At 66.0% G+C, this 22,473-nt stretch carries 28 protein-coding genes; 12 read left to right on the top strand and 16 right to left on the bottom strand.

Features of this window, described 5'->3' with window-relative positions:
- Positions 1-11 precede the first annotated feature (11 nt).
- From AB0K15_RS24055 to AB0K15_RS24030, 6 genes are all read right to left on the bottom strand, one after another.
- Positions 12-1,604, bottom strand: a complete 1,593-nt coding sequence (locus AB0K15_RS24055; RefSeq protein WP_364054401.1) for a replication initiator — start codon at positions 1,602-1,604, stop codon at positions 12-14.
- Positions 1,604-1,990: a hypothetical protein gene (locus AB0K15_RS24050; protein ID WP_364054398.1), complete on the bottom strand. Its 387-nt coding sequence runs from the start codon at positions 1,988-1,990 to the stop codon at positions 1,604-1,606. The genes AB0K15_RS24055 and AB0K15_RS24050 overlap by 1 nt, the downstream gene beginning before the upstream one ends.
- Complete coding sequence (locus AB0K15_RS24045) at positions 1,987-3,531, bottom strand: FtsK/SpoIIIE domain-containing protein (RefSeq protein ID WP_364054395.1); 1,545 nt, start codon at positions 3,529-3,531, stop codon at positions 1,987-1,989. The genes AB0K15_RS24050 and AB0K15_RS24045 overlap by 4 nt, the downstream gene beginning before the upstream one ends.
- Before the next feature lie 330 nt (positions 3,532-3,861).
- Positions 3,862-4,110, bottom strand: a complete 249-nt coding sequence (locus AB0K15_RS24040; protein ID WP_364054392.1) for an AMED_5909 family protein — start codon at positions 4,108-4,110, stop codon at positions 3,862-3,864.
- Positions 4,094-4,342, bottom strand: a complete 249-nt coding sequence (locus tag AB0K15_RS24035) for a hypothetical protein (protein ID WP_364054389.1) — start codon at positions 4,340-4,342, stop codon at positions 4,094-4,096. The genes AB0K15_RS24040 and AB0K15_RS24035 overlap by 17 nt, the downstream gene beginning before the upstream one ends.
- A gap of 276 nt (positions 4,343-4,618) precedes the next feature.
- The gene (locus tag AB0K15_RS24030; RefSeq protein WP_364054386.1) at positions 4,619-5,071 is read right to left on the bottom strand and encodes a hypothetical protein; all 453 of its coding nucleotides are present in this window, start codon (positions 5,069-5,071) and stop codon (positions 4,619-4,621) included.
- A gap of 184 nt (positions 5,072-5,255) precedes the next feature.
- Between AB0K15_RS24030 and AB0K15_RS24025 the strand changes: the two genes are divergently transcribed.
- From AB0K15_RS24025 to AB0K15_RS24010, 4 genes are all read left to right on the top strand, one after another.
- Complete coding sequence (locus AB0K15_RS24025) at positions 5,256-6,023, top strand: GntR family transcriptional regulator (RefSeq protein ID WP_364054383.1); 768 nt, start codon at positions 5,256-5,258, stop codon at positions 6,021-6,023.
- A 15-nt stretch (positions 6,024-6,038) separates the two neighbouring features.
- Positions 6,039-6,701, top strand: coding sequence for a YdcF family protein (locus tag AB0K15_RS24020; protein ID WP_364054380.1), 663 nt, complete (start codon positions 6,039-6,041; stop codon positions 6,699-6,701).
- Positions 6,702-7,257: 556 nt separating this feature from the next.
- Entirely contained in the window at positions 7,258-8,073 is an 816-nt protein-coding gene (locus AB0K15_RS24015; protein ID WP_364054377.1) for a serine/threonine-protein kinase, read from the top strand.
- The gene (locus AB0K15_RS24010) at positions 8,070-9,425 is read left to right on the top strand and encodes a hypothetical protein (RefSeq protein WP_364054374.1); all 1,356 of its coding nucleotides are present in this window, start codon (positions 8,070-8,072) and stop codon (positions 9,423-9,425) included. The genes AB0K15_RS24015 and AB0K15_RS24010 overlap by 4 nt, the downstream gene beginning before the upstream one ends.
- A 1-nt stretch (position 9,426) precedes the next feature.
- Here the strand turns inward: AB0K15_RS24010 and AB0K15_RS24005 are convergent, their stop codons facing one another.
- Entirely contained in the window at positions 9,427-10,281 is an 855-nt protein-coding gene (locus AB0K15_RS24005; RefSeq protein WP_364054371.1) for a hypothetical protein, read from the bottom strand.
- 223 nt (positions 10,282-10,504) lie between these two features.
- On the opposite strand from AB0K15_RS24005, the gene AB0K15_RS24000 reads away from it, so the two are divergent.
- Positions 10,505-11,065 (top strand): hypothetical protein, encoded by a 561-nt coding sequence (locus tag AB0K15_RS24000; RefSeq protein WP_364054368.1) that lies wholly within the window; start codon positions 10,505-10,507, stop codon positions 11,063-11,065.
- 867 nt (positions 11,066-11,932) lie between these two features.
- A complete protein-coding gene (locus tag AB0K15_RS23995) occupies positions 11,933-12,208 on the top strand; it encodes a hypothetical protein (protein WP_364054365.1) in 276 nt (91 codons plus the stop codon).
- A 6-nt stretch (positions 12,209-12,214) separates the two neighbouring features.
- On the opposite strand, the gene AB0K15_RS23990 is transcribed toward AB0K15_RS23995, so the two are convergent.
- The 4 genes from AB0K15_RS23990 to AB0K15_RS23975 all read right to left on the bottom strand — a co-directional run bounded on the left by AB0K15_RS23990 (position 12,215) and on the right by AB0K15_RS23975 (position 14,995).
- Positions 12,215-12,442 (bottom strand): hypothetical protein, encoded by a 228-nt coding sequence (locus tag AB0K15_RS23990; RefSeq protein ID WP_364054362.1) that lies wholly within the window; start codon positions 12,440-12,442, stop codon positions 12,215-12,217.
- Between the two features lie 263 nt (positions 12,443-12,705).
- Entirely contained in the window at positions 12,706-13,899 is a 1,194-nt protein-coding gene (locus tag AB0K15_RS23985; protein ID WP_364054359.1) for a sigma-70 family RNA polymerase sigma factor, read from the bottom strand.
- Positions 13,896-14,243, bottom strand: a complete 348-nt coding sequence (locus tag AB0K15_RS23980) for a YciI family protein (protein ID WP_360598244.1) — start codon at positions 14,241-14,243, stop codon at positions 13,896-13,898. The genes AB0K15_RS23985 and AB0K15_RS23980 overlap by 4 nt, the downstream gene beginning before the upstream one ends.
- Before the next feature lie 101 nt (positions 14,244-14,344).
- Positions 14,345-14,995: a hypothetical protein gene (locus AB0K15_RS23975; protein ID WP_364054356.1), complete on the bottom strand. Its 651-nt coding sequence runs from the start codon at positions 14,993-14,995 to the stop codon at positions 14,345-14,347.
- A gap of 114 nt (positions 14,996-15,109) precedes the next feature.
- On the opposite strand from AB0K15_RS23975, the gene AB0K15_RS23970 reads away from it, so the two are divergent.
- Positions 15,110-15,487 carry a nitroreductase family deazaflavin-dependent oxidoreductase gene (locus tag AB0K15_RS23970; protein WP_364054353.1) on the top strand — a complete coding sequence of 126 codons (378 nt, stop codon included), beginning with the start codon at positions 15,110-15,112 and terminating at the stop codon, positions 15,485-15,487.
- A gap of 9 nt (positions 15,488-15,496) precedes the next feature.
- A complete protein-coding gene (locus AB0K15_RS23965) occupies positions 15,497-16,027 on the top strand; it encodes a GNAT family protein (RefSeq protein WP_364054350.1) in 531 nt (176 codons plus the stop codon).
- A gap of 1 nt (position 16,028) precedes the next feature.
- Here the strand turns inward: AB0K15_RS23965 and AB0K15_RS23960 are convergent, their stop codons facing one another.
- From AB0K15_RS23960 to AB0K15_RS23950, 3 genes are all read right to left on the bottom strand, one after another.
- Positions 16,029-16,352, bottom strand: a complete 324-nt coding sequence (locus tag AB0K15_RS23960; RefSeq protein WP_364054347.1) for an MmcQ/YjbR family DNA-binding protein — start codon at positions 16,350-16,352, stop codon at positions 16,029-16,031.
- A gap of 96 nt (positions 16,353-16,448) precedes the next feature.
- Positions 16,449-18,137 carry a bifunctional metallophosphatase/5'-nucleotidase gene (locus tag AB0K15_RS23955; RefSeq protein WP_364054344.1) on the bottom strand — a complete coding sequence of 563 codons (1,689 nt, stop codon included), beginning with the start codon at positions 18,135-18,137 and terminating at the stop codon, positions 16,449-16,451.
- Positions 18,138-18,246: 109 nt separating this feature from the next.
- Positions 18,247-18,663: a hypothetical protein gene (locus tag AB0K15_RS23950; RefSeq protein ID WP_364054341.1), complete on the bottom strand. Its 417-nt coding sequence runs from the start codon at positions 18,661-18,663 to the stop codon at positions 18,247-18,249.
- Positions 18,664-19,104: 441 nt separating this feature from the next.
- Between AB0K15_RS23950 and AB0K15_RS23945 the strand changes: the two genes are divergently transcribed.
- Together AB0K15_RS23945 and AB0K15_RS23940 are read left to right on the top strand one after the other, a co-directional pair.
- Positions 19,105-19,236: a hypothetical protein gene (locus AB0K15_RS23945; RefSeq protein ID WP_364054338.1), complete on the top strand. Its 132-nt coding sequence runs from the start codon at positions 19,105-19,107 to the stop codon at positions 19,234-19,236.
- A 91-nt stretch (positions 19,237-19,327) separates the two neighbouring features.
- Positions 19,328-19,969 carry a VanZ family protein gene (locus AB0K15_RS23940; protein WP_364054335.1) on the top strand — a complete coding sequence of 214 codons (642 nt, stop codon included), beginning with the start codon at positions 19,328-19,330 and terminating at the stop codon, positions 19,967-19,969.
- On the opposite strand, the gene AB0K15_RS23935 is transcribed toward AB0K15_RS23940, so the two are convergent.
- Both AB0K15_RS23935 and AB0K15_RS23930 read right to left on the bottom strand, forming a co-directional pair.
- Entirely contained in the window at positions 19,910-20,086 is a 177-nt protein-coding gene (locus AB0K15_RS23935) for a hypothetical protein (RefSeq protein WP_364054332.1), read from the bottom strand. The genes AB0K15_RS23940 and AB0K15_RS23935 overlap by 60 nt on opposite strands.
- A 45-nt stretch (positions 20,087-20,131) precedes the next feature.
- The gene (locus AB0K15_RS23930) at positions 20,132-20,689 is read right to left on the bottom strand and encodes a class I SAM-dependent methyltransferase (protein ID WP_364054329.1); all 558 of its coding nucleotides are present in this window, start codon (positions 20,687-20,689) and stop codon (positions 20,132-20,134) included.
- Between the two features lie 80 nt (positions 20,690-20,769).
- On the opposite strand from AB0K15_RS23930, the gene mug reads away from it, so the two are divergent.
- Positions 20,770-21,318, top strand: coding sequence for a G/U mismatch-specific DNA glycosylase (gene mug / locus AB0K15_RS23925; RefSeq protein ID WP_364054326.1), 549 nt, complete (start codon positions 20,770-20,772; stop codon positions 21,316-21,318).
- A 295-nt stretch (positions 21,319-21,613) separates the two neighbouring features.
- Entirely contained in the window at positions 21,614-22,402 is a 789-nt protein-coding gene (locus AB0K15_RS23920) for a response regulator transcription factor (RefSeq protein WP_364054323.1), read from the top strand.
- Positions 22,403-22,473: the final 71 nt, after the last annotated feature.

Genomic DNA, 22,473 nt, shown 5'->3' with positions numbered 1-22,473 from the left:
CCCCTTCCGGATCAGGCCGCTTGCCGAGTTGCCGGAGTTTCCGGCGGTCCCGCCGCGAGTAGCGCCCGGTCGTACTCGGCTTTCCACGTGATCCGTTCGGCGATGGCGCGCATGACGAGGTGGTCCCGAGGCGGGACGTGGGCGTCGGTGGACTCGACCTTGCGCCAAACCAGCCGTGCCGGGTCGGGTTCAGGCTTCTCGATCCCGACGACCGCGAGAGCTTGCCTCACGAACGCCTTGCGGTCGGCCTTGTGGTCCACGAGCGTCTTGCCCGACCACTTCCGCGACACCAGCACCCGGCGCCCAGGAAGTCCGAGCGTGGTCCGCCGATGTGCGCGCCCTTTGCAGTGCCCGGGCGTCATCTTGCCGTTGGCGCCCTTGGGTTGGATGCCGTAGAGCAGCCAGACCGCGCAGCGCGGCGAGCACGGGGTGATGGCCAGTTCAGCGTGAAGCCGGTCGTGGTGCGCAACCTGTGCCGCGCCGTTTGCCTCGACGACCTCGCCCGTGGACTTGGTGAGGTACTTCGTCAGGTAGCCGATGTGGCGGCCGGCCTCTTCGGTGCCGCCCAGGATGCCCTTGGAATGCACCTGCCGCCCGAACGTCACCACGTGCGCCGGTTCCTCGACCTCGTCCACGGCGTCGTCCCAGGTTGTCAGCGGTCGACGTGTCTCCGGGTCGACAAAGCCACGTTCCGGCCCATCCCAGGTGGGCAGGCGGTCGGTGTAGACGAGCTGGTCGTGGTTGGGCCACCAGACCTGGTGATACGTCGCCTCCGTGACCATGCGGATGGTCTCGTGAGCGATCGAACCGCGGATCGCGGTGTGCAGATGCGGTGCTGTCCGCTTCTGCGGCTCTACCGTGGCGAAGTACTGCACGTCCCAGCCCACGACCCGGCGGAGGTTCTGCCACCACCGATCCACGAGCGCGGAGAAGTGCACCGCGTCGCGAGCTGCCCGGCGGTAGTCGTATGTCGACGGGTCGACCGGTGTGCCGTCCGAGCGCACCCGGCCGTAGGTGTCGCAGGTGAGCGTGACGAACATCGACGGCCGGAACTTGCCCGCGAACTCCCTGCCCACGGTCGTCTTGGCGACCTTCTTCCGGGGTAGGTTGGGCGCGTCCTGGCGACGCTTGGTCGAGCGCTTCACCGGTTTCTTCCCTGGCAGGTCGAGGGCGGGCAGTCGGCCCCGGACCCCGAGTTGCCGGAGTTCTTCATCCACTCCGGCGACCTCGGCCCTCACCTCCTCCGCCTCGGCCGGATCGTGGTCGATCACCTCCCGGTACGCCGCGACGAGATCAGCGCGGTACGTCAGTAGCTCCGTCTGGTCCTCGGTGGGGTCCTCTGCTGTGAGGTCGGGTTCCTCGGTCATGTGCCAGCCCTCGCGGCACTGGACTTGCCGAAGTGCCTTGGCTTTGCGAGCGCAGGGCAGGCACACCGATTCCACAGTGGATCCGCAGGGGACGGGAACGTATTGCAGCTCCCCGGTTTCCTTGTCGCCGACTTCCATCGTGAAGGGACGAACGCACACGCCGTGCTTCTCAGCCGTAGCCTTGATGACGTCGGCCGCGAGGGGTTGGCGCATCCGTTCAGCGCGAGTTTCGGCCATCAAGCAGCCACCTCCCCGGGCGTCGTCCAGCTCCGCAGCAGGTGGACCGGCATTGGTTGCGTATCTCCTACCGGGAGATCGGGGAAGGTGTTCGGGTCGAACGGGACGGCCCCGTAGACTTTCACCGGGACACCGCACGGAGTCCGGCCGTCGACAATCAAGTGGACTCGGGCGGACGATCGAGGCCGCCAGAGGGAGGCCGCGACGTCGTCGAGACTGGACACCCACCGCAGGAGGCCGGCCGCAACCGCCGACAGGTCGGTCACGTCGAGCTGAACCGCGATCGGCTCAGACCAGGTGCTGACGGTCACCAGCCCCGCTGGCGGCAAATCGTGCAGGTCCAAGTGGTCACGGATGGCGTCGAGGAAGACCATGAGCCTGTTCACGCCGCCACCCCCATCCCCCGGACGCTCAGATCGGCACGCCCGCCGTTGGTGACGTAGTCCTCCAGTGCCTTGACCGTCTCGTCGGAGACCCACCCGGCGCGGACACGGAGGGGTTCGCGGATGCCCTCGCCCCAGACGTAGCCGACGCCGGCTTCGGAGTCGCCGATGCGATTGGCCCACGCACCCCGCTCGTATGCGCCGTCCCCGAGGACCATGCCAACGTGAGTCTTCGAGGTGACTCGCAGACACACCCGCCGAGTGAACAGCTCCCGCACCGGAACCGTGTCCTTCGTCGGCTCCTGCACGTAGCCCCGCACGGAGATTCCAAGTGCACGGCCTTGGGTGGTGAGCAGGGCGACCCGTTCCACGATCGCATCGCGGGTCTTGCGATCGGTGTACTTCGTCAGCGCCCCGATCTCGTCGAATTCCAGCAGCTCCAACGGGTACTCCGTCGACACCGGGATCGTGCGCACTCGCCCGGCGAAGGCCCGCTTACGAGACTCCATCTCATCCACCAGGCCGTTCAGGACCTCCAGGGCTGCAGCGCCGGTGACCGCGTAGCGGGAGAAGATTCCGCGCCCGTAGGCCAGCTCCATCCCCTTCGGGTCGATACCCGACATGCGAACCACGCCGGACCGGATCGCCGAGGCAGCCGCGACCAGTGGGCACCACATCACCGAGTTCTTGCCCGCACCCGACGCACCAGCCGTCAGCGTGTGCGCGCCCGAGCCGAGCAGCGGAATCCGCCAGTCCTTCCCGTACTCCGTGCGCCCAGCCCAGACGTTGCGCAGATCAACCCTGCCGGCCTCGACACCCTCAGGCAGCGGCGGGCAGTGCACGAGCGACGAGAGCCGGTCGTGACGCTGGAAATCGATGGAGACGACGTTCGGGGCGACCTCCCGGACCTGGCACCGCGCGACCTTGCGCGCCACCGCCAACGCCCGGGCGGCCTCGTCGAAGTCCTCCGGCTTCTGGCCTGCCACGAGCTCCACCCGCACCTCATCCCACGAGGCACCCGACCGAACCTTGCGCACCTTCGGAATCCGTGTCGCTGCCGGAGACGTCGAGCGACTGGCCTTGCGGCCAAGCAGGTTCACGTCCACCACGACCGGCAACGACCCGTCGCGCACGGACAGGCCGCAGGCGTGCAGCCAGGCCGGAAGCTTGCGGTTGTACATCCACCACCGCGCCCACCATGAGCGCAAGAACCGCCAGCACCACTGGTCGAACGACACGGCATCGATCAGCCACCAGACGCCGAGCAAAAGCGCGACGCCGCCGAGCACCGCAGCGAGCGACACCCAGCCCAACACCGCACACCACGCGAACACCGCCACCACGGTGAGACTGGTCCGCCACCGCGTCACGAGCTGCGCGAGCGCCCAGACGATGGCCTTGCACACCCACCAGAGCGCAATGAAGACCACCGCAGCCGCCGCCAGGGCTTCTGCGACTGACGCCAGCGCACGGCCGACCTTGTGCAACACCCACACACCGACGCCGAGCGCCGCCATTGCCACGAGCACGAACCCGGCCGACATCAGCGACCACCCCGCGACGTGAGGTCCAAGGGGAGCATTCCCGAGCAGGTCGCGCACTTCGTCTCGCCGGGAAGCAGCTTCGCGAATCGCTTGCAGGAGCAGCAACGCGTCCGGGTGACCCCCGTTGACACGCGCCGTTTGTCATCGTTTAGCGTTGTCATTGTTCACTTCCGCTGGTTGTGGGCAGCGCAGGAGCGGCATGGTTGGTAGCCGGTTTCCGCTTCTGCGCCTTACGTTTCTCGTCCGCCGCATGAGGGCGTGATTGATCGCCGCACGTCATCGCGTGCGTTTTTCGCTGAAACTCTTGACTTATGGTTTGTCTACTTGGGACTACTCGGCCCGCGGCTTCTCCGCCTGGATCCGAGCCGACACCTCACCCGCCTTTCGTTCCTCGTACCCGACCCAGTACATGGCCTCGTGGTGATGCCACCGGTCGATGTCCGCGACAGCGCGGTACATCCGGGCGTTGCTCTGGTGGAACGCCACCCACGCGGTGAGATTGGCGTTGGAAGGCGGCCGTCGCTCGATTGCCGCGTTGTGCGCGGCCTGGAGCGTCATGGGTTCAGTCGTCGTCGCCATCACGCACCACCCCGGCTTGAGCCTCGACCACTACCGCCAGCTGCTCCGCCCCGTCGCGGAGCTGGCGAAGGAACTCGGCGAACCTCGGCCACAGCGCCGGATCCGCCGGCGGGGCGATCGCTAAACTGTCCGGGTCGAGGTACAGCACCAGTCCCGGGACCGACATCGAACCAAGCTGGTGCATCCCGGCGACCGCCTCCGCGCCCGGGGCCCAGGTCGCGTTGAACGCCACCCTCGTGTCCTTCCTCTTGCTGCCAATACCGTGCCTGGTCCTCGAACGCCTCGGCGGCGGACTCCACTGCTGCGAGGAGCCACCACTCCAAGTCGTCCCGGTTGTCTGCGAGCGCCCGCCAGGCCGAAGCGACCGACCACGACGCGTCCGCCATCGCGGAAGCCCCACCGTGGTCTCCTCGGCCCACTCGAGCCGCGAACTCCGACGCAGCGCCGTATCGGCGGTAGGCGTGTTCCCACGCCTGCACCAAGTCGACCCCGGCGGGGACCCGCTTCATCACGCCGCCTTCTGCGCCGACTCAGTCGAGGCGTTGCGTGCTGGCTTCACCGAGCTGGCAGAGGCCTTGAAGCCCGTCGCGCGGAAGGCGTAGGACTGGTACTTGAACTCGCCGTTCCCGGCCACGCGGGGTTCGGCGGTGAGCCCTTCCAGCTCGATCGGCCGCATGCCCGGCAGAGCCTCGGACGTCGTCGGCACCGGCTGAACGTCGGCCAGGAACGTCACATCGAACGACGCACGCTTGGAGTTGGTCTCGTTCGGGTCGGTGACCGTCGCCTTCCACTGCCGCTTGCCCGTGGTCTCGTCCACACGCTGGCGAGCCGGGCGACCCGCCGCCCGGTCCTCCCGCGACTGGTACTCGTTGTCCGGCGCGACCTCGCCGACCAGCACCAGGCCGAGCGGGAAAGCCTCGTCGAAGTCGATCGCGAACCGGTGTCCCTTGCTGATGGCCATCGTGGATGCCCCTTCTGTCGTCACATCTGGTCTCTGGGGTCCCTGTGGGACCGTCACCCCCCGTTAGAGGTAGTTCTATTAGAGGCTGCGACGATCAACTTGTCAATAGAACTATCTCTAACACGCTCAGTAGACCATGATGAGCCGATACCGCTAGCGTTATCGACCGACAGAGGAGGACCACGTGGGCACTGGGTACCGCGACCTGGCCGCGAGCCTGCGCGACGCGATCCAGCGGGGCGACTACGCCCCGGACTCGACGCTGCCGAAGCAAGAGGAGCTGGCCGAGGAGTACGGCGTCAACGTCAACACGGTCCGCAAAGCCGTCGGCGTCCTGGAGGCCGAAGGGCTGGTGACACCCATCCGTCGGCGCGGCACCGTCGTCCGCGCGCGCCCACCCATGAAGCGCCTCGGCACCGACCGCTACGCCAAGAGCAAGTGGAAGTACGGCGACACTGTGGCGTTCATCGCCGACCGCGAGGCGTCCGGCCGTGAGTGGAAGCCCACCGACCAGACCCAGACCGTCTCGAAGGTCGAAGCCGACAAGGAGATCGCCGAGGCCCTGGGCGTCGACGTCGGCTCACTCGTCTACGAGCGTGCGCGCCTGGTCAAGGACGCCGGCCACCCCACGCACACCCTCTCCAGCTACTACCGGCCGAACGACGTCGAGGGCACCCGCCTCGTCGACGACACTCCGGGGCCGGCCGGTCGAGGCGGTGGCTTCCTGGTCCTCACTCTCCAGGGCCTCGAACCCGACACGATCAGCGAGACCTTCTACTCCCGCATGCCCACGCCCGACGAGATCGAGACGCTGGAACTCCCGGCCGGCGAGCCCGTCATGGTGTTGCAGCGGCGCACGTTCACCGCAGACGGCCGGGTCGTCGAATTCGCGCGTGGCATCCATGCCGCGAGCCGCTTCTCCTGGTCCTATACGTTCAAGCTCCCCGACTGACTCCGGAGTCTCTGCATGACCGAGCGCTCGACCACCCTGCCGGACAACCTCCGCGCCGACGTCCAAACGCTCTGGGACTACCACGACATGCACCACGAACTCCGGCCCACGGACGTCGGGATCGGTCTGGGGAGCCACGACCTCGGCGTCGCCACGTACACGGCGGAGCTGTACCAGCAGGGGTACTTCCCGCGGATCGTCTTCACGGGCGCCAACGCGCCGACGACCGTCGAGCGGTTCCCGCGCGGTGAGGCTGTGCACTACCAGGAGCACGCGTTGGAACTGGGGGTTCCGGATGACGCGATCCTCGTTGAGCCGGAGGCGCGGAACACTGGGGACAACATCACGCTCAGCAGGCAGTTGCTGGAGACGCGGGGGCTCGAGGTCACGTCGGTCATGCTGATCTCACGGCCGTACCAGCAACGCAGGGCCTTTGCGACGTGCAAAAAGCGTTGGCCCGAGGTGGACGTCATTTGCGCCTCACGGCCGCTGCCGCTGGACGACTACATCAAGAGCATCGGCGACGCGGACCGCGTCGTCAACATGCTCGTTGGTGACACTCAGCGCATTACCGTTTACGCACAGCGAGAATATTCTATCGCCCAAAGAATTCCATCTCGCGTCCAGGTAGCTTACAAGCGCCTAGTGTCCGCGGGATTTGATTCCCGCCTACTTTAGTAAGGCCACATTCTTTCGTCTTCACCACCCGCCTTGCGCCAAAGGAGCGGACGCCTACTGTAACGGGAAGTCAATCCACGCGACGACAAGCACCGAACTGTCACGCGCCATTGGTTCAACTTGGCGATTATGCAACCGACGTAGTTGCCTACATGGACGAAACGATGGCGTTTTGCCGCGTGTTCAGCTTTCGGGTCGGCCACCCTTGATCTCGCGTTCATCACGCACGGGCATACCGAAGCGCGTGCGCCTGTCGTGCGAGCCGTAGGACACTAGCGCGTCCAACGTCCTCAGCCCTCGCGAAGCAGGTGCGTCGGTTCCGGACGCGGAGTGTCGACAGTACACCTCTAGGTCATCGGCAACCATCTCAGCCAGTCCCTGGGCCAAAGATTACCTGATCAGAGCAGTAAGAGGGCACGCTCAGAGCCCGGAATGACGCTGGACCATCTCAACCGCATAACCCTTGCACCAGTAGCTGTAACACGCAGAATCCCGATGCGATCTACCTATAAGTCATCACGCGGGTAGAAATTCAAACGACGAAGGATCGCGTGCAGTGGAACAAAAGTTCGAGAAGGCAGCAATAGCAGCCGCGCTCGAGGACGACTCAGTAGAGTATCTAGGCACTGGCACCTTCGGTGAATCCTGGCTCTCCCATGGCCGTGCAATCAAGATTATACACAATCCTAATCAACGTCTAGACAGGCTTCAGCGAGAGATTGACAGCCATCAAAGAATTGACCACAGCAACGTTGTCAAGCTTTTCTTGGCGAGAAGTATTGAAATATCAGGAAATCGTCATGCTGCGCTTGAGTTCGAATACATCGACGGAGACTCTGTAAGGAGCACGATTGCCGAGGGGCGACCGGACGCTGCTACCCTTCGTGAATTCGCCCGAGGTATAATTTCAGGACTAAACGCACTGCACGATGCCAAGTTGATTCACCGCGACGTCAAACCCGAGAATATTGCGCTGCGCGGGGGAAATTTAACGGATCCGGTTATTCTCGACCTTGGCACAGCCAAGCTGCTCGATATGGACTCGATAACCCAATACCCCACAATAATCGGCACGACGATGTATATGGCACCGGAGCAACTGCGCAGCGAACGTGCCCTGAAAGCTAGTGACCTTTGGTCCGCAGGCGTGGTCATATACGAATTGGCTACCGGACACCATCCCTTCTTTACCGACGGGGCAAAGATTACGCTAAATGAAGCTCTCGAACTGCTTTCACGAGATTTCTATATGCCAGAAAGCCTTCCCATCGATCTTGCAACATTGATCAGGAAGCTTCTTTCAGTACCCGCATACCAGCGTGGCACAGGAAACAAAGCACTTCGAATTATCGGGAAAGGCACAGTTAAGTGAACGAGCAAAACAATGAGATTCATTTCGTCGTCGACTCGGAAAGCGTCGATAACGTCGGAGATGCCGACGAACTTGACCACGAACTTCGATACGAATCCGTTGAACCGCTAGACATCGAGCCTTCGGGTAATTCCAGTCAGGAAGCATTTGAGGCGACGATTACCGCCAAGCCACTCATGCTCATACAGAGAAGCCATCAACACTCAAAGATCCTTCCGCAGGTCTATAACGAGATCGCCTCTAAGTACTCGGACTACATCGATTATGGCGCAGTAGTCCCTATGCCCAGAATGAGCCCCAAACAGATAAAGGCATACTTCAACTCCATCCCCGATGTATCGCTGAAGATCGCGGATCCGGAGTCGTTTGCTCGAATGGACTCATTTGGGAAGACACTCCGAGATCAGCGAGATGACCAACCATACGTCGGCCCATCAACCATATCGAATTGGGATTACCTGACAAAACCACTTCCGAATGGACCGACGAAGAGCTGGGTCAGCGAAGTTGTTTCAAACCAGTATGAATCAGGAGCAACGCTCATTCTCTCGCCTGGTTTGTGGCTTGATCCCGCAAATTCGACAGGTTCGCTCGATAGCGTGCGCGAGCAGGCTGAATGGTGCAGGGAGGCGGTCCAGGATTCGGATCTATTTGCCGTTAATCTGACTCTACCATCAGCTTGGCTTTCAAACCCTATCCTTCTAGAAAAACTGCTCAACGTACTTTTGGATCTTGATGAATCTACATTCTATATCCGTGTCCGATGGCCGTTGCTCGCAAATCCATACGGGCAGTTGCTCGATACTTCAATCTTGTCGGGCTACATCGAACTAGCATCGGTTCTCGATGAAAACGACAAGGTTCTCATTACGGCGAACACTGGCCTGACGGGATGGCTACTACTGGGGCGGGGTGCGCACGGCCTTTCAACCGGACTCGGAACCGGTGAGCGTTCATTTGCTGACACCAGAGTAATTAAGATCAAACAGAAGGGCCCCCGTCCTGCTCCAACTCCGCGCGTGTTTGAATCTCCACTCTTGCATGTCATCGACAAGAACACCTCTGATCGAATCCACGCTCTCGGGAATACGGGAACCTGCGGCTGTGTATTTTGTACGCATCAGTCGTCCTCGACGACCGCTCCGTTTAGCAAACCCAACGCCGGCGCCCATTACCTCCTGGAAACGGCACGACTAACCGCGGAAGTTGCCTCGGCAGATAATCGATTGGATGCGGTCAAGTCGTTGGTTGATGACGCAGTATCATTACGGCTCGCAGTTGCAAAAAATGTTCCACTTACGGGGACAAACGATCCGAAGCATCTTAGTGTTTGGAAAAACCTGCTCGTCTAGATCACTGAAAATCCGGTGTCAGGCGTGGATCGTCACCCCACGAAGATGTCAGCACCTCGCCGAACACTGGAGCGACGGGCCCCGATTTAGACCCATTTTGTACGAGGTCGACAATTCGCTCCGCGACAACCAGCCTAGAAGGTCCCTTAGGCCGGGATCTTCTAGGCTTCAATACTTTGCGCACCGACAGGGACCGTCGGTCATCGACGGCCTCCAAGGCGGAAACCGCCACGAGGCCAAGCCCCGCATGGATCAGCGGACCGCGCCAGTTTTCATTCTTTGGCAACCTGCTTGCATCCATTGCGACATAGGTAATATCCGCGAACTCCACATGCGATGCAGCCTGTGAAATTGCCCGACGCCAATCGGACCTTTTTGCTTCTACGGCGACAATTTTCTTGATTGGCGATCGGTATTCACGAGCCATTACCCACCGCCCGCAAACTTCAGCAACCCAGTGCCGAGCACTCTCCGACCGAAGTACAGCGCGGCGGATATGGTCGCGACTCAGCCCTACAGCTGCTGCCAATTCGCCGGTGGTGAGACCTTCTGGGTTGTTCTTCGATGTGCTCGAAAGAACGTGGACTACCTGAGCAAGACTGAAGTCAGTGATCGAATCGATCTCATAGAGAAGCCTTGAACTCGTGACATCAAAATCAAACTCGACGAAAACAAGGTCAACTACACCGCGTGTCGTTTGTACCTCGTACAGTGCCACGAGATCACCGGGGCCTGCGTAACGTTTGTAGCCCTCTACCAGCGGTAGAAGCATGTCGGCCTCTCTCGCAAACGGCGTAGGCGAGGCACATCTACGCGATGCACACGCAGCGCGGTCGGAAACCATGGTGTCGGGCACTGCTGCAGCCTACGTTCGCACCATAGGCAATACCAAGCACCGATGGTGTGCTTGCCGTGACATTCTTCGCTGCCGAACTTGGCTCTATGGGATCAAGGGCGGCGCGCGAGCGCGCCGCCGCCGTTGGGCCGCTCGGCCTGCCGCTCCGCTCCGGCCGGCGGCCCCGGCGAAGTGCCAGCCATCCGACCTGTCGATCCAAAGGGCCAAGTGGCACAGTCAGGACATGGCAGAACCGGCCAACATCGACGCGGTCATCCACCGGTTTCCGATCGGCGATCACGTCTCCGCGCCCATCAGGAACTACCTCAATCCCAAACAGCGCACCGGCCTGATGGCCGACCTCGGCGCGGGCGTACTGGGCTTCGTCGACAGCGAGCACCTGCGCCACAAGGACTGGCCACCCCTCGGAGAAGTCGTTCAGTTCGAAGTCCTCCGCCACGACCTGTACGAGAGCGTTTACGACAAGCCGCACAGGTGCCAGCCGCGACTCTGGCCGCTCGACCGACGCTGGCGCAACCCTCAGGCCGCTCACTGGGGCTTTGACAACGAACAGTGGGCAAGCATCAAAGCCCGGTACGCGGTCGGCGCAACGGTGACCGGCACCGTCAGCAACATCGCGAGAAGCAACCGGTGGTACACGGTCCGCTTCGACGACGTCTGGGCCAGAGTGACCTGGCTGGGCACACCGCCCGCCATCGGCACCACGAGCCACTACACGGTATCCCGGCTGCTCGACAGCACCCACCGGATCATCCTCACAGCCGAGGGCACCACACCCCCGTGATGGCCTCCGGCGGCCAGGGCTCTGCCCTGGACCCGGCACCGCTTCGGAGATCAGGGGAGCGGCAGTCCGGTGATCTCCTCACGGCGCGCCCGAGGGCAGCCAGACCGAGCGGCACCGATCAAGGGCGCTACGCGGCCTCCGGCAAACCCTTGACCGGCACCACCCGGCCAGGCAGGGGTGAACCCGCGCCGCGAGGAGATCACCTCAGCCCCGAACGATGGAGACTCGAACCGACCAACCGTGCCATTGCCGTGCCATTGAGGCCAGTCAACCACGGTCAACAGGGGCCAGCGCCAGGCAGGCGCAACCGCAGGTCAGGACCACTATCGGCCATGATCACCCTGGTTCCCAAGCTGAATACGCGGGTTCGATTCCCGTCATCCGCTCCAAGAACTGTTCTTGCAGCTCAGATGGGGTGCTTCCCGAGTTTGGGAAGCACCCCATCTGAGCTTTCTAGGCACCGTTCCAACAACATCACTCGGCGACTCCATTTCCCCCCGATTTCTTCTCCCGCCAAGCTGGGAACAACAGTCAGCCCTTCGCGCCACAGACAGCCGGGGGCTTGGTGCGCGACAGGCTGCCGCCTACTCGATCCCCAGCAGCCTTCGGAGACGCATCGCCATGTCCAGGCACGCCAATGACTCCGTCTCGACCTCGCGTGAGTGGTCCTTGCCACGCTCTCGGTATCAGACGGCCCACCTGCGACGTCGTCGACCAGCGTGCTGCCGGCGCGGGCTCGGAGCGGATCTGACTCGGGTGGGGGCCGGAGATGGTCATCCGCTCCATAACTGCAATGGTGTTTTCCGAATAAGGAAAACACCCTCACCGCTATTTCACCGCCACCCATCGTCAGGGATAATCCGACCCATGACGCGTAGTGAGCAGCTCTGCGAAGTCATCACCGACCTCCTGCACATCCTCCGCACCGGCGAGCACGACACGTCCTGGAGCAGCTACCGCTCGACGGACGACGCCGTAGCCGAGTTGGAGCAGCTGAAGGAGCGCATCCAGCGAGGCGACCGAACAGCGGAGCAACGGCTGAGGGAACTCTTCCTCCCCACCGGAGCCCTCGAAGAGATCGCCGTCTCCAGTGGGTGGAGTGGAGCCTGGGTCGAGCTCACCGAGAAGATCGATCCACAATAGACAGAGTCACACGTCGTCGCCGATGTCGAGTTTGCGGTAGAACGAGACTTCCGGCTGGGTGGTGACGCCGGCTGCCGCCATCAGGGCGCCGATGCGGTCGCTCTCGGAGGAGAAGAAGGCCTGGAACGAGGCCTCGTCCGGCCAGACGTCGACGACCAGGATGTCCTTGTCGTCGGCCCAGAAGTGGTGGGACTGGAGACCGTGGGCGCGGGCTGAGGCGATGATGGTCGACATACGCTCGGGGTCGGAGGCGGCGGCCACTGGGCGCCGTTGCCGGGGACGCGCAGGAGCATGAGCACGGACATCGCGATCACGTCCGGAAGGCGTCGCGCCGGCAGACCGCACGACCGCGGCGGATGGGTGTCGCGTTGGGGTGTTCGGCCATCGTGGAGCCCCCTCTGCAAGGGAAAAGTGGGCGCCCTGGGCGCGGGCGCGCTCACCGGCCGCAGGGCGTGTCACCATCGAACGCGCCGGGCGGCGAACGTGTCAAGGCTGCCCTATTCACCCAGTCGGCGGCGCAGCAAAGCAGCGTGGCCGCCGGTCAGGCCCGTCGACTCGGCGCGTGCGAGAGCGGCACGGGCCTCAGGGTGATTTCCCAAGCGGTGCAACAGTTCCGCGCGCGTCGCGTGCCACCAGGGGTAGTCCGCCAGGACGTCCAGCGCGTCCACGAGCGGCAAGGCCACCGCGGCGCCGTCACGTTCGGCGATCGCGGCGGCGCGGTTCAGTGACACCACCGGGCTCGGGCGGACGGTGAAAAGCACGTCGTACCAAGAGATCACGGCGTCCCAGTTGGTCGACGCGTACGTCGGCGCCAAGACGTGACAAGCCGCGATCGCCGCCTCCGCGACATAGGGATTGGGTGCGGACGGCGTCCGCCGCAACGCGCGCCCCACCAGCGAAACGCCCTCCTGGATCAGCACGGCGTCCCACAGCGAACGGTCCTGGTCGGCCAGCAGCACGGGCAACCCGTCGTCGGCCACGCGCGTGCACCGGCGCGCATCGTGCAGCAACAGCAACGCCAGCAGCCCCAGCACCGTCGGCTCGTCCGGCATCAGCGACGCGAGCAGCCGCGCCAGCCGCACGGCCTCGTCGACCAGCGGAGCGCGCACGCCCGCGTACCCCTCGTTGAAGATCAGGTACACGGTCGCCGCCACACCGGAAAGCCGCTCAGGCAGCTCCTCCGCCGCCGGCACGCGATACGGGATCCCCGCCGTCGCGATCTTCTGCTTCGCCCGCGTCAGCCGCTTCGCCGCCGTCGCCTCGGGCAGGCGCAGGCCGCGCGCGACTTCGGCGGTCGACAAACCGCCGAGCGTCCGCAGCGACAATGCGACCTGCGCGTCCACCGACAGACACGGGTGGCAGCAGGTGAACACGAGCCGCAGCAGGTCGTCGCGGATCACGGAAGGCGGCGGGTCGGCTTCGGCGAGCGGCATCGCGTCCGCCTCCTTCCCGACGCGCTTGGCCTCGCGGCGCAGCACGTCGACGGCGCGTCGCCGCGCCGTCACGAGCAGCCAGGCCCGCGGGTTGTCCGGAACGCCGTCGCGGGGCCACGTTTCGAGCGCCCGCACGACGGCGTCCTGCACCGCGTCCTCGGCCAGGTCCACGCTGCCGATGACCCGCACGAGCGTGGCGAGCACCCGGGTCCCCTCATCCCGGATGAGCCGCGCCAGCGTGTCACCGGCGACCGTCACGAGAACTCGACGATCGGGCGCACCTCGACGGCGCCGTCCCACGCGCCCGGGATCTGCGCGGCGACCTTCACGGCTTCGTCGAGATCGGCGCATTCGATGAGGTAGAAGCCGGTGAGGGCTTCCTTCGTCTCGGCGTACGGACCGTCGCTGGTCACGATGTCGCCGCCCTTGCCGCCGTTCACGCGGACGGTGGTCGCGGTCGCCGTCGGGTACAGCGCCTTGCCACCGCGGATGACGGCGGCGGCGGCCGCGCCGAACTCGTTGTAGTCCTTCATCATCGACGCGGCTTCGGGCTGCGTCGGGTCCACGTCGGCGGAGTAGATGAGCGCGGCATAGGTAGGCATGGCTGCTCCTGCAAGGGTGTCCGGACCGGCGCCGTTCGCCGGCTAACACTCTAAGGACGAACGGCCCCCACCGCGCCAGGACAATCGCCGCGGAAGAACTTTCAGCCCTCGACGAGCTCCCACTCGGCACCCGGCTCCGCGCGGTCGAAAACCTGACCGGGCGCGGCCTGCAGCACGTTCACGACGTCCGGGTACAGCCTCACCACGTGCTCCAGCTCCAGGCCCTCGACCTCGAAGTCCTCGGCTTCCGGCACCTCGAAGCCCACGAAGAGCCACGTGCCGTCACCCTCGCGCACCACCTGGCGAACGGCGCGGACGGGCGCGTCGCCACCGGTCACGATCTCGGTGAGCCCGGTCGACAATTGCACCTCGTCCACCGGCGAGCCCGGGTGCTGCCACGCGGCGATGCGCGCGTCGCGGATCTCGCGGTCCTCGGCCTCGTCATCGGAGTCGGCCACGGAGCTCAGCAACCACGCCGAACGCTCCGGGTCCCAGTCGGCCGCCATGCCGGTGGGCAGCGACGCCAGCGCCGTGAGCTGCGGAACCAGCTCCACGGCTTCGCGCAGCGAGACCGCGCCGAACTGCTCGCGGTTGACGTCCATGTCCTCGTCGAACTCGGCACCGTCGCTGATGAACCAGTCGTCGTCATCGTCGAGGACCACGAACGCGAGCTGCGAGGGGTCCTCCAGCAACGCCCGCGCGAAGATCACCGGCGACTCCGGGTCCTGTCGCAGCGGCCAGTCGTTCGACATGTTCTTCTCCCCGCGTCGTGCCGGCGTCCGCGAACATCCCACCAGACGTGCGAAACGGCGTCGCACCGGGCCGAAAACGCGCTAATTCCACGAACGTTGGATTACGCTGGACGGATGGTGCTGCCAGAACGCCTCGCCCACTTCAACCGCGTGGTGACCAACCGCGTCACGGGACCGTTCGCCGGGTGGCTGCCCGGCTTCGGCATGGTCGTGCACAAGGGCCGCCGGTCCGGCAAGGAGTTCCGCACTCCGCTGAACGTCTTCCGCACCGACGACGGATTCGTCGTCGCCCTCACCTACGGCCCGGACACCGACTGGGTCAAGAACGTGCTGGCCGCGGGCCACGCGGAGATCATCACGCGCGGTGAAAAATGGCGCGTCGGTGATCCACGGCTCGTGCATGATGGGTCCCGCCGTCCGATGCCGCCCGGAGTGCGCCAGTTCCTCGGGCTCGTCGGGGTCGAGGACTTCCTGCTGCTGCGGCGGGAGTGAGGAGGAGCGGTGCTGACGGGCAAGCTGGTGCGGCTGCGGGCGTTGGAGACGTCGGACGCGGAGTCGCTGTTCCGCTGGATCCACGACCCCGAGGTCGGGCAGTGGATGGACAGCTCGTACCCGCGTTCGCTGGACCAGGTGCGCAAACGTTGCGAAGAACGCCCGGTCAACACGTACGAGCACCTGGTGCTCGGCATCGAGTCGGTGGCGTCGGGCGCGTTGCTCGGCGTGACCGACCTGCGCGACGCCACGCCCGAGACCGGGCGCGCGGAGCTGGACATCTACATCGGCGAGAAGGACCACTGGAACGGCGGTTACGGCACCGAAGCGCTGCGGCTGGTGTGCCGCTACGGCTTCACCGTGATGCGCCTGCACCTCATCGCCCTGTGGGTCGTCGCCGAGAACGAACGCGCGCGCCACGTCTACCGCAAGGTCGGCTTCGCCGAGGACGGCCGGCACCGCGAATGCTTCCGCGGCAGCGACGGCAAGTACCACGACATGTACCTGATGAGCCTGCTGGAGCACGAGCTCGTAAACTGAGTCAGAGCAGCTTGCGCGGGGCCTTTCGCCGCCACGACTCGAGCAGCAGTTCCTTCAGCTGCACCGGATCCACCCGCGAAAGGTCCACCAGGATCGAGCCGTGACCGTCGTAGTGCGGCGTCGTGAAGTACGCCGGGTCGCCGGACGCGAGGAGGGCTTCCTTCTCGTCGAGGCCGCAGAACAGGACCACACCGCCCTCGGCTTCGCTTCGCAGGCGGGCGAAGCCCTTGCCCGCGACCTTCAAGGCGGGCGTGCGGTACCAGGTGGATTCCTCGGTCTCCGGCAGCTCCGCCGCGAGTGCCACCACGTCTTCCCAGGTCGTCATGGGTCCTATCGTGCGCTTCCGACCGCGTGAAGGCTTGGAAAAACGAGAGCCCCGCCCCTCGACGAGTGAGGGGCGGGGCCGCTCGAACCGAGCCGGCTACGGAACCATCGTGATCCGGTCCGCCGGCGGCGGGGTGACACCCGGGTGCGCACCGAGGTACGCGATCAGCGCGTCGAGGTCCACGGGACCGCCCGCGAGGTCGGTGCCCTTCGTGAACTCGGTGAACCCGTCGCCGCCCGCGGCGAGGAAGTTGTTCACCGACACGCGGAACGTCGCGGCCGGGTCCACCGGCGTGCCGTTCACCGTGATGTTCGAGACGCGCGAACCGATCGGCGCCGAGGCCGAGTAGGTGTAGTGCAGGCTGCTCGAGATCTGCAGGATCTTGGTGCCGCCCGGCTGGCCCCACTGCTGCTCCAGCACGTTCTTCAGGTTCGCGCCGGTGAGCGTGATCGTCTGCATGATGTTCGCGAACGGCTGCACGGTGAACGCCTCGCCGTAGGTGACCACGCCGTCGCCCTCGCCGTTGGGCGAAGACGCGTAGGTGAGGTCCGCGCGGATGCCGCCGGGGTTGGTGATGGCGACGACCGCGTTGTTGGACTTGGTGCCTTCGAGCTGCGCGTCGGCGATCACGTCGCCCATCGTCGACTCACCCGAGGGCGCGCCGGCCGCGGTCAGGTCCGCGGTGATGGTGCCCACCTGCTTGTTGGCGATCGGGCCCGCCTTGGTCTTGGCCTCGTCCACGAGCTTGGCCACGGCCGGGTCCGGCGTCACGTCGCGGGTCACGACCTCGTTGTGCGCCTTGGTCTGCGACCGGATGACGTCGCGCGTGCGCAGGTCGATCTTCAGGTCCACGACGGACAGCAGCCGGCCGAACGACGCGCCCTGGATCACCGGCCGCGGCTGGCCCGCGGGGTCGTTGATCACACAGTTGTACTGCTGGTGGCTGTGGCCGGTGAAGATCGCGTCGACCTTCGGGCTCACGTTCTTGGCGATGACGTCGGCCTCACCGTTCGGCGCCACCTTGCAGTCGTTCGGACCAGCGCCGGGCAGCGTCTCGTCGCCCTGGTGCAGCAGCACGACCTGGGCCTTGATCCCCAGCAGGTCGAGCAGGTTCGCGGTGCGGTTGATGGCCTGCGCCTCGTCGCCGAACTTCAGGCCCTTGATGGCGTCGGGCGTGACGACCGAGGGCAGGTCCTTCAGCGTGGCGCCGATGATGCCGATCGGCACACCGCCGGAGAACTGCACGGAGAACGGCAGCAGCGCGGGCAGGCCGTTCGTGAAGTACACATTGGACCCGAGGATCGGGAAGTCCGCGCCCTGGTACGTCGGGCGGAACTGGCAGCCGTCGGTCTTGTTGCAGCCGCCGAACTGCATGCGCAGCAGTTCCTGGTAACCCTCGTCGAGCTCGTGGTTGCCGACCACGGAGGCCTTCACGCCCAGCTCGTTGAGGAAGTCGATGGTCGGCTCGTCGTGGAACAGCGCCGAGATCACCGGCGACGCGCCCACGTTGTCGCCCGCCGAGAGCACCATCGAGTTGCGCACCTGCGCCTCGAGCTGCTTCACGTGCGTTGCCACGTACGCCGCGCCGCCCGCGTCCACACTGGTCCCGTCGGACATGAACACCTTGCCTGCCGACCCCGCCGGCGGCTCGAGGTTGCCGTGCAGGTCGTTCAGCGTGATGATCCGGACGTCCGTGGTCTGCGCGGCCGACGCCGGCACGCTGGTAACGGCCACCGTGGCCAGTGCGGCCGCGGCGGTGACCGCGAGCCGGGTGAAGAGCCTCATGTTTCCTCCGATTTCGCGCCCGTCGTCCCCTGGAACGGGCACACGGCGGTGCAGTCTGCCCAAACGGGAGGGACCTCACCAGAGGAAAAAGGAGGGTGATGGGGAAATGTCACCCGGCGTTTTCGCTGCCGTCCAGCAGCACCCGCGCGACGAGGCCCGGCGCGTCGCCCATGGGCACGTGACCGCAGCCGGGCAGCGCGAGCAGCCGTGCGTGCGGCGCGATCTCCCCGAGGGCGGACGCCTTCGGCCGCGCTCGGGGAGATCGCGGTCGTGCTCGGCCCACGCGATCGTCACGGGCACGTCGGCGCGTACCGGCCCGGCGGCCTTTGGCCTGGGCGAGCGTCGGGGTGAAGCCCTCGGCGCCGGCCAGTGCGCGGACGTCGTCGACGATCACCTGCGGGGTGAGCCGCTCCGGCTTGCCGTAGATCATCCCGGTGAGCGCCGTGCGTCCCGCGCCCGTGGTGGCCAGCCGGCGCATGCTCCGCTCGGGCGTGTGGCGGGCCAGCGTGCGCAGGGTCCGCAGCACCCTCGCCGCGCGCAGGAGCGTGGACTCCAGTGCGGACCCGGCGGTCGTTGAGCCTCTACCTCCACCGTTCGCCATGGCGAGCCAGGTTCGCCCGCCACGCCCCTTTCACCCGACCGAGACCGACCTGCCGACGACACGGCCGCGCCGACCTGCCACCAGTGGTTGTCTACAAGCCGGCGCAACTGTGGACAACCAAGCTGACCAGCGGCGACATCGCCAGAACTGTCGGTTGCGGCCGGTAGAATGGGTCTGGGGACGCCCCCCTCGGGAGGGCGGGGGTTTGTCTGCCCCGCCCCGCGTTCTTTCCCCTTCGCCCACGCCGATGATTCCCGAACACAGCCTGGCAAAGTCGCCGAGGCGCGGGCGGAGGCCACGATTGCCAGTCGGCGTAACGCACAGCCCTCAGGCAGCGATCAACCGGCCGACCCCCGGGGAGCCACAGTGGAACTGCAGATCGTGCTGACCGTGATTGCGGTCGTCGCGCTGCTCGTCGGCGGCACGGTCTTCGCGGCGTGGCGGTCGGAGCGCGCCGAGGACAAGCAGCGCGACGAGGAGCCTGACCGATCGGCTTAAGCGGCCCTCGGCCAGATGGCCGACCCGGCCGGATTCCGTCCGGCCCTTCGACCGAAGTGGCGTGACCCCCAAGATCCATAACGTTCTCGGCATGACGAACGCACAGGTCACGGCTCTGCACTACGGACTCATCGGATTCCTCGCGGTGTGGGGCACGCTGCTCGTCCCGCAGCTCGTGCTGCAGCTGGCGCGCTACGGCCGCCCGCGGCTGCGCGGCCTCGTGACCACGGCGGCGGTCGTCTTCTACGCGTGCATGGCGCTCGCGGTCGTCTTCCTGCCGCTGCCGAGCGCGAACGGCCGTCGCCTCGAGCAGACGGTGCAGCTGCGGCCGTTCCAGTGGATCGCCGACATCCACACGGAGCTGGTGAAGCACGGGCTGTCGGCGGCGCACTGGTTCAGCACGCAGACGTTCCAGCAGGTCGCGCTCAACGTGCTGCTCTTCGTTCCGCTCGGGATCTTCGCCCGCATCCTCTGGCGCCGCGGCCTCGTCGGCGCACTGGCCGTGGGCGCGGCGGTGTCACTGGCCATCGAGATCACGCAGCTCACCGCGAACTTCGGGACGGCGCCGTTCGTCTACCGCATCTTCGACGTCGACGACCTCATGACCAACACCTTCGGCGCCGGCCTGGGATGGCTCTTCGGCGCCCTGCTGCTCGCCCTGCGCGGAATCCCTTCAGCGATCCACGCTCAGCCGGCCGGGCGCGAGCGGATCGACTTCGCCCAGACGCGCTAGCCGCGCCTTGCGCTGCAGCGCCGCCCGCTTGGCGGCGCGCCGGTCTTCCAGAACCACGATCAGCGAGGCGGCTGCGAGGATGAGGGCCACCAGTGCGAGGACAACCCAAAGCTGCACGCGGGCTCCTCCCTACGACGTTGTGCGAGAGATCACACAGGCTACCTAGATCGGTGCCTGATCCGCTACCCCGCGTGCCGAGAACCAGTCCCGGTCAGCGGTCAGCCACTCGCCGAAGGTCAGATCGGCCGAGGTCAGCGCCTCGGACAGCTCCGGGAAACTCAGCCGCCGGCACGTGAATTCCTGGTGCCACCCCCGTTCGGCGGCTAGGTAGCGCACTGTCGCGGACAGCAGATCGCCCTCGCGGACCACGCCGTGCAGCGAAACGGCGACCTCCCCGAGGAGCCCGCCCGGCCCGTCGGCCACGTGGTCGAACCACTCCGGCGGGTGCCATTCGACGAGCAGAATTCCGCCGGGGGCGAGGTGCCGTCGGGCCGCGGCGAGCAGCGCGTGGCACTCCGCCGGATCGGCCGTGTTGACCAGGTGGCTGCCGAGCAGGACGACGTCGAACTCGCGGCCGAGCCGAAGGTCGCCGATCCGCGCACACACCGTTTCGGCGCCGCGGACATGGATGTGGACGTGGATCTCCGGCGACTCGTCGGTCTCTCCCGCGCCTGGGGTCTGTCCCGGTGGGCACCGCGCCGTGTCCGATCTCGGGTTCATCCGCCGCAGGCAGCCGCAGGTGGGGGTCGGCTGGGCAACCGTCGGGCGTCATGGAGGCTCATGTGCCCGAGACTGGGCTCATGCCCATCCGACCCACCAAAGACCAGCTCGCCGCCGCGCAGGACAAGGTGATTCCCGACGTCATCGCGCCCGGGTTGGACGTGTTGTTCTGCGGGATCAACCCCGGCCTGTACTCGGGTGCGCTGGGCCTGCACTTCGCACGGCCGGGCAACCGCTTCTGGCCCGCCCTCCACGCCGGGGGCTTCACGCCGCGGCTGTTGGACCCGAGTGAGCAACACGAACTCCTCGACCTCGGCCTCGGGATCACCAACGTCGTCGCCAGGACCACCGCCCGGGCGGACGAGCTCACCGGCGACGAGCTGCGCGAAGGCGGCAAGACGCTCGTCGAGAAGGTCCTGGAGAACGAACCCCGCTGGCTCGCCGTGCTGGGGATCACCGCGTACCGCACCGCGTTCGGCGAAAAGAAGGCCAAGGTCGGTCCTCAGGAACGCGTGATCGGCAAGACCGGGGTCTGGGTCCTGCCCAACCCGAGCGGCCTCAACGCCCACTGGACGCCCGCCGGCCTGGCGGGTGAGTTCGCCGCGCTGCGTGCACGGGTTGTCACGTAGCGACCATCTATCGGGCTACACCCTCAGTAGCAAACGGACGAGGCCCCGCGGTCGGACGAGGCCAAAAAGCCGCAGATCACAAACCTTTTTCTACGGAGAGTTTGCTGCAACCGGCCGATACGGCCATGAGGGGGAAACCGCGTCACAAGCGCCTTCCGGAGGAGTCGAATCAAGGACAAGGTGTCATTCCTGTCCGGTCCCAGCAGGGGGGATCGGGTGGTGCCAGGACGGCACGCCGGGGGGCGTGCGCGGGCGTCCGGCGACCCGGGAACGACCTGGAAGACGGAGGCCCGAGATGCGCGGCATCGAGCCCCACCGAACGCCGGCTGTGCCCGGACAACCGACCGCGAGCCGCAGCCTGGGGGTGGCCGTCGTCGATCCCATCCCGATCTTCCGCGAGGGCCTCGCGTCGATGGTCCACCGGACGCCGGGGCTGCACTGGGCGGGTCAGGCGGCCAGCCACCACGCCGCGATGCAGCTGTGCGAGCAGGTGCGTCCCGACGTCGTGATCCTCGACTCGGCGCTGGACCCCCACTGCCACCTCACGAAGCTGCTCAACTCCGGCGACCCCGCCGTGGTGCTGGTGACGCTGGTGCGCGACGTCAACCGCACGCAGCAGTACCTGGCCACGGCCATCGCGGCGGGCGCGCACGCGATCGTGCCGCGGGCGGTGGACCCGCGGCGGCTGGCGGAAGCAGTGCGACGCGCGCACACCGATCGGCGCTACATCGACCCGGCGCTCGCCGCGCTCACCGCGCGGCCCAAGCGGCAGCCGTCCCCCAGAGCGGCGCCGGCGGAGGAGCACCTGACTCAGCCGAAGGGCGCCATGCCGCTGTCGCGCCGTGAGTACCAGGTGCTGCAGCTCGTGGCCGAAGGCCTGGAGAACTCGGCGATCGCGAAGCTGCTGTTCCTCTCCGTCGAAACGGTCCGGACGCACGTGAAGAGCATCCTGCGCAAGCTTTCCGCGCGGGATCGGACACACGCAGTGACCATCGCGTTCCGCAGCGGCATCCTCGTGCCCCACTCCGACGACGCCCACGCGCCCCTGCCCGCCGACCGCGCCGTGGCGCGCGGCACGCCCTGAGGTCGGCTTCCTGGTCGATGTCGGTTTTTCGGCTGAATCCGCACCCCTGGAAGAGCGGAACCGCTTGCTCC

The sequence above is a fragment of the Amycolatopsis sp. NPDC049253 genome, from assembly GCF_040678995.1.
Lineage (GTDB): Bacteria > Actinomycetota > Actinomycetes > Mycobacteriales > Pseudonocardiaceae > Amycolatopsis.
This window is presented reverse-complemented; position numbering and strand designations above follow the sequence as displayed.